Origin of the sequence: Desulfobotulus sp., from assembly GCF_034006065.1 — a bacterium.
Taxonomy (GTDB): domain Bacteria; phylum Desulfobacterota; class Desulfobacteria; order Desulfobacterales; family ASO4-4; genus Desulfobotulus.
Genome location: NZ_JAVETM010000070.1, coordinates 1 through 8,968 on the forward strand (window position 1 = coordinate 1; position 8,968 = coordinate 8,968).

At 54.6% G+C, this 8,968-nt stretch carries 7 protein-coding genes; 2 read left to right on the forward strand and 5 right to left on the reverse strand.

Annotated elements, in window-relative coordinates:
• From RBR60_RS15340 to RBR60_RS15360, 5 genes are all read right to left on the reverse strand, one after another.
• The coding region (locus RBR60_RS15340) for a prepilin-type N-terminal cleavage/methylation domain-containing protein (protein ID WP_320358401.1) at positions 1 to 104 on the reverse strand (104 nt) is incomplete at its 3' end.
• 302 nt (positions 105 to 406) lie between these two features.
• Positions 407 to 1,159 carry a tRNA (5-methylaminomethyl-2-thiouridine)(34)-methyltransferase MnmD gene (gene mnmD, locus RBR60_RS15345; protein ID WP_320358388.1) on the reverse strand — a complete coding sequence of 251 codons (753 nt, stop codon included), beginning with the start codon at positions 1,157 to 1,159 and terminating at the stop codon, positions 407 to 409.
• Positions 1,160 to 1,248: 89 nt separating this feature from the next.
• A complete protein-coding gene (locus RBR60_RS15350) occupies positions 1,249 to 3,231 on the reverse strand; it encodes a DUF3488 and transglutaminase-like domain-containing protein (RefSeq protein WP_320358389.1) in 1,983 nt (660 codons plus the stop codon).
• The gene (locus RBR60_RS15355; protein ID WP_320358392.1) at positions 3,212 to 4,192 is read right to left on the reverse strand and encodes a DUF58 domain-containing protein; all 981 of its coding nucleotides are present in this window, start codon (positions 4,190 to 4,192) and stop codon (positions 3,212 to 3,214) included. Before RBR60_RS15355 ends, RBR60_RS15350 begins: the two co-directional genes overlap by 20 nt.
• Complete coding sequence (locus RBR60_RS15360; RefSeq protein ID WP_320358394.1) at positions 4,189 to 5,100, reverse strand: MoxR family ATPase; 912 nt, start codon at positions 5,098 to 5,100, stop codon at positions 4,189 to 4,191. The genes RBR60_RS15355 and RBR60_RS15360 overlap by 4 nt, the downstream gene beginning before the upstream one ends.
• 185 nt (positions 5,101 to 5,285) lie before the next feature.
• Between RBR60_RS15360 and dctP the strand changes: the two genes are divergently transcribed.
• Together dctP and RBR60_RS15370 are read left to right on the forward strand one after the other, a co-directional pair.
• Entirely contained in the window at positions 5,286 to 6,338 is a 1,053-nt protein-coding gene (gene dctP / locus RBR60_RS15365) for a TRAP transporter substrate-binding protein DctP (RefSeq protein WP_320358396.1), read from the forward strand.
• Between the two features lie 59 nt (positions 6,339 to 6,397).
• The coding region (locus RBR60_RS15370; RefSeq protein WP_320358399.1) for an ATP-binding protein at positions 6,398 to 8,968 on the forward strand (2,571 nt) is incomplete at its 3' end.

Sequence of the window (8,968 nt, forward strand, 5' to 3'; positions counted from 1 at the left end):
CGGTACTTGGCAAACTGCGGAATGGCGATGGCCGCCAGAATACCGATGATGGCAATAACAATCATCAGCTCGATCAGGGTGAAACCCTTCTGGTTTCTTCTCATCTTGATTTTACTGAGCATAGGAAACTCCTTTCATGAAGCCGGTTGGATATGGGGTCTGAGCTGCGCTTGCCAAAACCCCTGGGGGTTTTTGTTGCTTGATGTGTTTCCTTTATGCATTTGGTATGCCAGGGTCTTTTATGATGAAAAAAAATGCATAAGCTCCGATGGAAGGCCTTTTTGCGCCTGGTTCTGTTGCCTGGCAGCATGTCTGGTGTTTTGAAAAAAAGATCCGTGTGACAAAAAAGGTCAGGTTTGGCCGGAGATTTATGACAAAAAACGGCATAGCGTCTTGGCCTCAGCGCCTATCTTTTTCCCCGCAGCATTTCCCGCTTGCCTGAAAAGCCTGGAACCCTTTCAACGTCAAAGCCTATTTTTGTCAAAGCCCTGCGGACAAAGCCCGCTGCGGTGAATGTGGCGAAGGTTCCGCCTTCCGCTGTCCATGCGTCCATGGTGTCAAAAAGGGACTCTGACCACATGTCAGGGTTGGCCTCTGGTGCAAAACCATCTAAAAACCAGGCGTCCACCTTTTTGGGGAGGTAAGATGCCAGCCTGGCGGCCTCATCCAGAATAAGATCCAGGCGAATGCGCCAGTCCGGAAAAAAAAGGCTGTGGCGGCCCGCCTGGGAGGGAGGGTAGTGTTCGAGCAGAGGCTGGGAAAAGGCGGCTAAAGGGGGCCAGGCCCTGTGGATTTCCTGAAGGTGACTCCGGGGAATGGGGTGCTTTTCAACGGATGTATAATGGAGAAAACCATCGAAGGGAGCAAAGCGACGCCAGAGTTCCGTGCAGAGCAGAAAATTAAGGCCTGTGCCAAAACCCGTTTCACAGACATGGAAATCCTTTTTTTCAAGCCACCTGTGGGGCAGGCGGTTCTGCTGCAGAAAGATGTGACGGCTTTCGGCCGTGGCTCCGGATCTTGAGAAATAGCTGTCTTTATAGAGCGGGGATGCAAGGGAGCCATTCCCTTCCCAGAAGGGCAGGGCTTCGGTGAGGCTCGGGGAAGGGTATGGGGCCGGGCCCTTTGAAGAAAAGGTCACATACTCAGAAAAAACCGCCATGAATGGTCCTTTTTTTTGTAAATGGAATAAAGCCTGTGCAGCCAGTGCATCCGGGGTACCCTGGCTGAAAAAAAATGGGCAGTTTTTTTTTACCTTGAGATTCTTTCTGAAATTTTCAGCCTTCTCACCGCCCTCAGCAAGTTTTGCGTGGCTTTCCCATCCGTTTTTTCCGGACCATAGCGCAGCCTCACATATTCGGCAATGAGAGGTCGGATACCCGCCGCAAGATCCGGTCTTTGTTCTGCAATTTTTTTTTCGTAGTCAAGGGGCCCTTCGTGGGCAAGACGCCTCACTCCCGCCTTTTCCATCTTTTTGCCCAAAAGTATCCATGCCCGGAGAAGGATATCTTCTTTTGGTCTTCTGGCCATGAAAGGCGGAAGGTGCTTTTTTAAAAAAAGAAAAAGGAAGACGAGCGCCCCAGCACCTCCCAGAAAGAAGAAGGCCTGGATACTCTTCAGAAAGCTTCCCGCACGTTTCAGAATTTCCTGCTGACGGGTATGGGTGTAGCCCAGCACCTGACGGTGCCAGAGGTGGGTAGCGCTGTCCCAGAGCTGTAACAGGGGCTTTGCGTGTTGCCTGAGCCAGGTTTCCCCACCTGCCCTTTCGAGAATCCGCCGGTCCTCTTCGGGGAGGGCGGCGCGCGTTCCCCCTTCACTCAGACGCTCCGGCGCGATCCAGGCAGTGGCATCGACACGCTGCCATCCCGTATCCGGAAGAAAGACTTCCGTCCAGGCATGGGCGTCGGACTGGCGCAGCACAAGGTAGGGGCCAAGGGGGTTGATGTCTCCCCCGAGATAGCCGCCGACAACCCGGCTTTTAAGCCCTGCGGCCCGTGCAAGAAGGGCAAAGCCCAAGGCAAAATGTTCGCAGTAGCCGCGTTTCGTTTCAAAGAGAAAGGCATCCATGGCGTTTTTCTGGGGAAGGAGGCCGGGGTTCAGGGTGTAGCGGAAGGGTTCTGATAAAAACCAGCTGCGGATGGCTTCAAGCCTTGCCTTTGGCTCAGCATGGCGCTCCCGGATGCTTTGTCCGAGGGCGAGAGCTTTTGGATTTTCCTCAGGAGGGAGAAGGAGATCCTCTTTTGTTCCTGGATCCAGATGGAGACTTTTTTCCGAAGCTTCCAGGGTATAGGCCACACGGCGTTTGATGTTCTCCCGGCTTCGGAGAAGGCCGCCTTCTGCAAGATAAAATCCCTGGCTTTCGCCCGTGGGCCAGTCCAGGGCAAAGGCCCACTTCTGCTGATGGGGTTCCAGGATAAGGGTATAGCGGGAAAAGACCGGGGCTGGATTCTCCGGAAGGGTGAGGGGCTTTGCGTCCGTGTCCGGAAGCCAGAGGCCAGGGGTGGCTTTGTTGAAGACCAGCCCCCGGAAATAGCGCTGACTGGCTGGCGGAATGGGGCCTTCAAAGTGTACCCGGAAGGCGGGGGTATTGTCTGTGGCAAGGCTTGCCATGCTGCCCGGTTGAAGGCGGTCTGAAATGCCGGAAATCCCCTCGGGCGTTGTGCGCTGAATCCCCCAGAGCGGACTTGAAAGCCTTGGGAAAACCAGAAAAATGATGAGGGCCAGGGGCGCTGCAAGAAAAAAGAGGCGTATGCTTTGAAGAATATGGGGCTTAAGGCCAGTTTCCGGGGTGTGGATCAGAGCGAGAACCCCGTGGTTGAGGATAAGGGGCAGCAGCATGTAAAGGGCCATGGCCAGGGATTCGGAAAAAAGCAGGCTTGAAAGCAGGAGAAGATGGGCGATGAAAACAAGGATTACGGCATCCCGTCTTGTGCGGGTTTCAAAGGGCTTCAGGGCCGCCATCATGAGAAGAAGGCGGGAGCCCGCATCCTGGGCGAAGCTGCCGCTGCTGCCCGCAAGGATGATGAAAAAGCCGATCCAGGTGAAAAAAATCCGGGTCTTTTTGCCGGGCAGGGGCAGGTTTTTAAAGGCCATGGCAAGGCGGAGCAGCCATGCGGCAAGAACAAGGGCGGAAAGCCAGAGGGGCTGGTGCAGAAACTGTGGACCTGCAGCAAGCAAAAGGGCTGCAAAAAGGGGCGGGAGGAGAAGTCTCTCTTCATTGGATGACAAGGACATGGTCTTTTTTTCCCATGGTTTCGAGCAGGGCAGGAAAGCTTTTTTTCATGGAGTCTTCCGCAGCGTGACCAGCCAGGAGAAAAAGGCAGCGATCTTTGTGTGCCGTGGAGTTTTCCGCAGGCACATCTTTACCCGGAAGGCGCAGGCCAAAGGCTTTTTTCCGGGAGGACGCGAGGAGAATGCCATGGCAGAGCCGAGACAGGCGCTCTTCCGTGTCCATGCCGGGAAAATCGTTGAAATCAAAGACAGGCATCTGAGCCGGAGCCTCAAAGGTTTTGATGTGCATGCCCCGGTTTCGGGAAAGAATCTTCCAGTCGATGCGGGACAGGGGGTCGCCGGGTGCATAGCTTTTATGCCCTGTGAAATCTTCACTGCCGTCCTTGTCCGGTTTTTCTCCTGTGGCCCCATCTCCTTTTCCCGTTCCCTGATTCCGGGGCAGAGGGCCGGGAAGGGGCTTGGGATACACCACGATTTCCACTTCCGGTGCAAGGGGAACCCAGGCGTAAAAGAGGCCCAAGGGTGCATGGCTTTCCAGGGCAAGTTTTGGCAGGCGGAAGATCCCCCTTTTTTGGGGGGGCAGGGGCAGGATGAGTGTTCCCTTTTCATCCTTTCCAATTCTTTTTATGGGAGAGCGGTGGCTGGCTGTGATGAGCATAAGCCCAGCCCTTTCCCGTTCCGGACTCATAAGCTCCAGATGGAGGCAGGGGGGTTCTCCGGCAAAGACCGGCGGACAAAAGAGGGTTTTGAGGTGGAGGCCTTTTAAATTTTTCTGGGTGAGCACAATGGATGAAAGGGCCATGCTGAACAGAAAAAAGGTGAGCAGCAGGCCAAGGTTGTTGGTATCGTTGAGGGAGGCGAGAAGAGACACAAGAAGAATACCTCCCATGAAAAGGCCTGCCCGTGTGGGCAGGATATAGATCTGCCGGGTTTTGGGCGTGAGGGGCAGGCGGTATGGCTTCATGGTACGGGGATTCCTCTGAGAATTTCTGCCATCTCTTCGGGTGTGAAACCCGAAAGATCCCGGGATTTCTGAAGCCTGTGGCTGCTCACCCAGGGAAAGACGGCCTGTACGTCTTCGGGCAGGCAGAAGTCCCTTTTGTGGAGAAAGGCCCAGGCCCTCGCTGCCTGAATAAGACCCATGCCCGCCCTTGGTGAAAGGCCCACATGGAAAAGATCCTCACTGCGGGTGTACTCCAGGATGTCCTGCACATAGCTGAGAAGGGCATCGGAGAGGTGGATGGCCGTCACCTCTTTACGGAAATGGAGGATTTTTTCCGCAGAAAGGAGGGGTTTCAGGCCAGGAAGGGCCATTCTCGCCTCCCCCAGAAGGATGCGTCTTTCCGCGTCCCGATCCGGGTATCCCATGGAAATGCGCATGAGAAAACGGTCAAGCTGGGATTCGGGCAGGGGATAGGCCCCGGCTTGCTCCCTTGGGTTCTGGGTGGCCATGACAAAGAAAGGGGCTGTGAGGGGTCGGGTTTCCCCTTCCACGCTGACCTGGTTTTCTTCCATGGCTTCAAGAAGGGCGCTCTGGGTTTTGGGTCCGGCCCGGTTGATTTCATCGGCAAGGAGAATCTGGGTGAAGATGGGGCCGGGATGGAAATGGAAAACCTTTTCCCTCGGCTCAAAAATGGAAACGCCGAGGATGTCGCCGGGCAGCATGTCGCTGGTGCACTGGATTCTGCGGAAGGTGAGGCCTAAGGTTTTTGCCGTGGCCTTGGCCAGGGTGGTCTTGCCGATGCCGGGCAGATCTTCAATGAGGAGGTGGCCTCCTGCAAGAAGGCAGGCGAGGCAGCGTCTGATGGCCTCATCCTTTCCTAAAACGGCATTGCGGATTTGGTCAAAGGCGGGCATAATCTCAGGATGCATGAGGAAATTTTCCTTTGTAATGGAGCGCTTGGCAAGGCTTTTTTGGTGAACGGCGTTTTTGTGGGGAAGTTTTTTTTCGTCTCTCCCACGACCCCGGCGGAAGACGCGCAGAATCATAAAAACCATAGTAGGCGGCCATGGTGCGCTTGTCAAAAACGAAGGCTGCGGTACAAGGAGAAGAAAATATGCAAAAACGTGGCACCTTCCCTCTCCGGGTTTTGCTGTGCGTATTTCTTTTCTTGTTTTTCAGTCTGGGTTTCGCAAAGGCGGAATCCCCCCTTCCCCTGATGCGCATTTCCGTGGAGAATGCGCCGAGCCATGTGCATTCCATTGCAGTGAAACGCTTTGCAGAAGATCTTGCGGAAAAGACAAGGGGGCGTTTGCGCGTGGAATTCTATGACAGCGCAAGGCTCTACCGGGATGCCCAGGTTCTGAGCGCCCTTGCGGGAGACCGGGTGGAGATGGCTGTACCCGGAACCTGGCATTTTGATCGGTATGAGCCCAATGTGGGCCTTTTTCTTCTTCCTGCCTTTTATGGCCGCAGCAAAGAGGCGGTTCATGCGGTTGTGGATGGGGCTGTGGGAAAGCGCGTGGCGAGCCTGATTGAAGAAAATCTTCCTGTGGTTGTTCCCGGACGCTGGCTGGATCTGGGCTACGCCCATGTGTACAGCAGCCGTCCCATTCGTGTGCGGGAAGATATGGCGGGCATGAAAATCCGGGTTGCGGGCGGGCTTGGTAATGCCTTACGCATCGAAGCTTTGGGCGGAAAAGCCTTGGCCATTGCCTGGCCGGATCTTCCCGCAAGGCTTCTTCAGGGCGACATTGAGGGGGTGCTGACCACCCATGAGACCATTCGCAGTGCAAGGCTCTGGGAGTCTGGCCTTCGGCATGTGTTTGAGGATAAACAGTATTTTCCCCAATACATTCCCCTGATCCGGAAAAGTTTCTGGCGGCGGCTTTCTCCCGACCTGCAGACGCTTTTACGGGAAACCTGGGAGGCTCATGTGGAGGAAGCCCGCAGGGAGGCGGGAAAAGCCCAGGAAGAGGCCAGGGTGATTCTTTTAAATGCGGGGATGGTGATGCATACGCCTTCGGAAGAACGGATTGCAGCATACCGATCTTTTTTAAAGACAAAGGAGAGGGAAATGATGGAAGCCATCGGTGTCCATCCAGATCTTTATGCAGAAACCCTTGAGATTTTTAAAACACATTCCGGGAATGGGACGACCGATCCGTGAAAAAAGACCTGGGGTATCAGGCCGGTTTTTTTCACGGAGGTTATGGGAAAGGGAGCATCATGCATCAGGATAAACTGCGGTATCGTTGTTTTTCCAGCCCTTATGTGGTTTTCAGCATCCTCCTTCTGATCCTGCTATCCCTTTTCTTTGCCTTTGTTATGGTATCGAAGATGGAAAGCCGGAAGACCCTTCTTGAAATGGCGGGCAGCCGCTCCCAGATTCAGGCCCGGATGCTGGCAGAGCATGCCTCCGGGCTTTTCCGGGCCATTGATATCACCCTGGTCTCCCTCCTGTCTTCCCTGGAGGGGATGGAAAATCCCACAGATGAAAAGATGCGCCGCAGAATCCGGGAACGGGTGCTTTTTCTGCATCAACTGAAAAACATTCATGTTCTGGATGGGCAGGGTCGTCTGTTTTATGCCTACCTCGGTACGCCCATGCCGGGCATGGACAGGGCGGATATTGCCTATCTTTTGGGAATACACAGGGATGCCATGATGGATTTTCATATCAGCGTGGCCAGGGGAGATGAAAACACCGGCTCGGTAATCCGATTCAGCCGCAGAATGGAAACGACGGATGGGGATTTTCGGGGCATTCTCATCGCCTGTGTGGATTTCAATTATTTCCGCGAGCGTTATCGGGAATACGAACCCAGCGGAGTGAACGCCATTGCCCTTTACAACGTGGATGGCGAGATTCTGACAGGCTGGCCTTTTCCTTTTCCTGATCCTTTGCAGGAAAACCAGTCCCATCTTTCCGAGCGGCCCTATTTCCGTCAATTTGAAACCCGGAATCTGACCCAGGGGGGGATGCGTATCTTTGAGAACGAAATCACCCTCATGGCGACCTGCCAACTTCCTGATTTTCCCTTTCACATCGCCCTGGCTGTGGATAAAAGGAGTGTTCTTGAGAACTGGAAACGGGAAGTGCATCATGTGTACCTCATTTTCGGTATGGCGGTTCTGGGACTTCTTCTCATGACGCGGGTGCTGCACAAGCAGGCGAACCGGCAGCGCAGGGCGGAAATCCGGGCCCTGCAGTTCAAGGCCAAATCCGAGCTGACCCAGCTTATGCGGGAGATTGCCGTTCTCACCCAGGATGCGGACAGCATGGAAGCGGCGGTGGACGTTTTTCTTGGAAAAATATCTGGTTATGCGGAATGGGAAGCTGCCACCCTCTGGATCGGTCTGGAGAATGAGGCGGGTTGCATGGTGTTTTCGGCCTACCACCGCGCGCCGCAAGGGCCTTGGACTGATTTTCTCAGATCCCTTGAGGATGAAATTGTCCTGGAAGATCTGATGGCCTTGAAAAACCCCCTGGTGCTTTCCGTTCATGGGGAAACGGCAGAGGGGGATGCACAGAGGGAAAAGGCGCTTTTTTTCGATAAGGGAGATTCTCCGGCAAAAAGCGCCTGCATCCTGCCCGTTTCCGATTCTCCCCATGTGGCGGCCGCGGCTTTCTTTTTTTCCGCATCCGGAGAAAAAAAGGACAAGCAGCTTCTTTATATTATGATGCAGGCGGCGGCCTTTGTGGGGCGTGTCATTGAACGCCGGGTCACGGAAACCCGGCTTGCCGCTTCCGTGGAGACACACAAGAAGATGCAGCAGGAATTGGCAAAGGCCAAGGAAAAGGCCGAAGCGGCCAGTGAAGCGAAAAGCGCTTTTCTCACCCACATGAGCCATGAGCTGCGCACGCCCATGAATGGGGTGCAGGGCATGACGGATCTTCTGCTTCACACCCGGATGGATGCGGAACAAAAGGCCTATGTGCGTATTATTCAGGACAGTTGCAGTTCCCTCCTGGGCATGATCAACAGCCTCCTTGACCTTGCCAAGATTGAAGCCGGACAGGTGAGTGTGGAGTGGGGTGCTTTTGGCATCCGCAAATTCATGGATGCCTTCTGCGCTCCCATGACCCTGATGGCCAGGGAAAAGGGACTTTATTTTCTGTGCCATGTGGAAGCGGATGTGCCGGATCAATTGGTGGGGGATGTGGAAAAATTACGGCGGATTCTCACCAACCTTGTGGGCAACGCACTGAAGTTCACCCATGGAGGCGGGATTTCCGTGCGGGTTTCGCGTATCCGGCAGACGGTGGATGAAGAGATTCTGTACTTTTCTGTGGAAGATACGGGGATTGGCATCGCAAAGGATAAGATTCCTTTTTTATTCAAACCCTTTTCCCAGGCCGATGCTTCCATTTCCCGCAAATACGGTGGCACAGGCCTGGGACTGGCCCTTTCCAGGGAGCTTGTGGAGAAGATGGGCGGTGAAATGGGGGTGGAAAGCCGGGAAGACGAAGGGACCACTTTCTGGTTTACCCTGGCCCTGCGGCGGGAGGCCGTTTCGGTGACGGGAAAAGGGAAAAAAGCCTGGCAGCCCCATGCGCGTCCTCCGGAGTGCCTGTTGCATCCCCGGCAGAAAGAAACCCGTATTCTCGTGGCGGAAGACAGCGTAACCAATCAGCAGGTGGCCCTGGGATTTTTAGGTCGCCTGGGCTTGAAGGCGGATGTGGCAAAAAATGGAAGGGAAGTTCTTGAAAAGCTGAAGGAAAAACCCTACGACCTGATTCTCATGGATGTGCAGATGCCCCATGTGGATGGTCTGGAAGCCACCCGGAGAATCCGA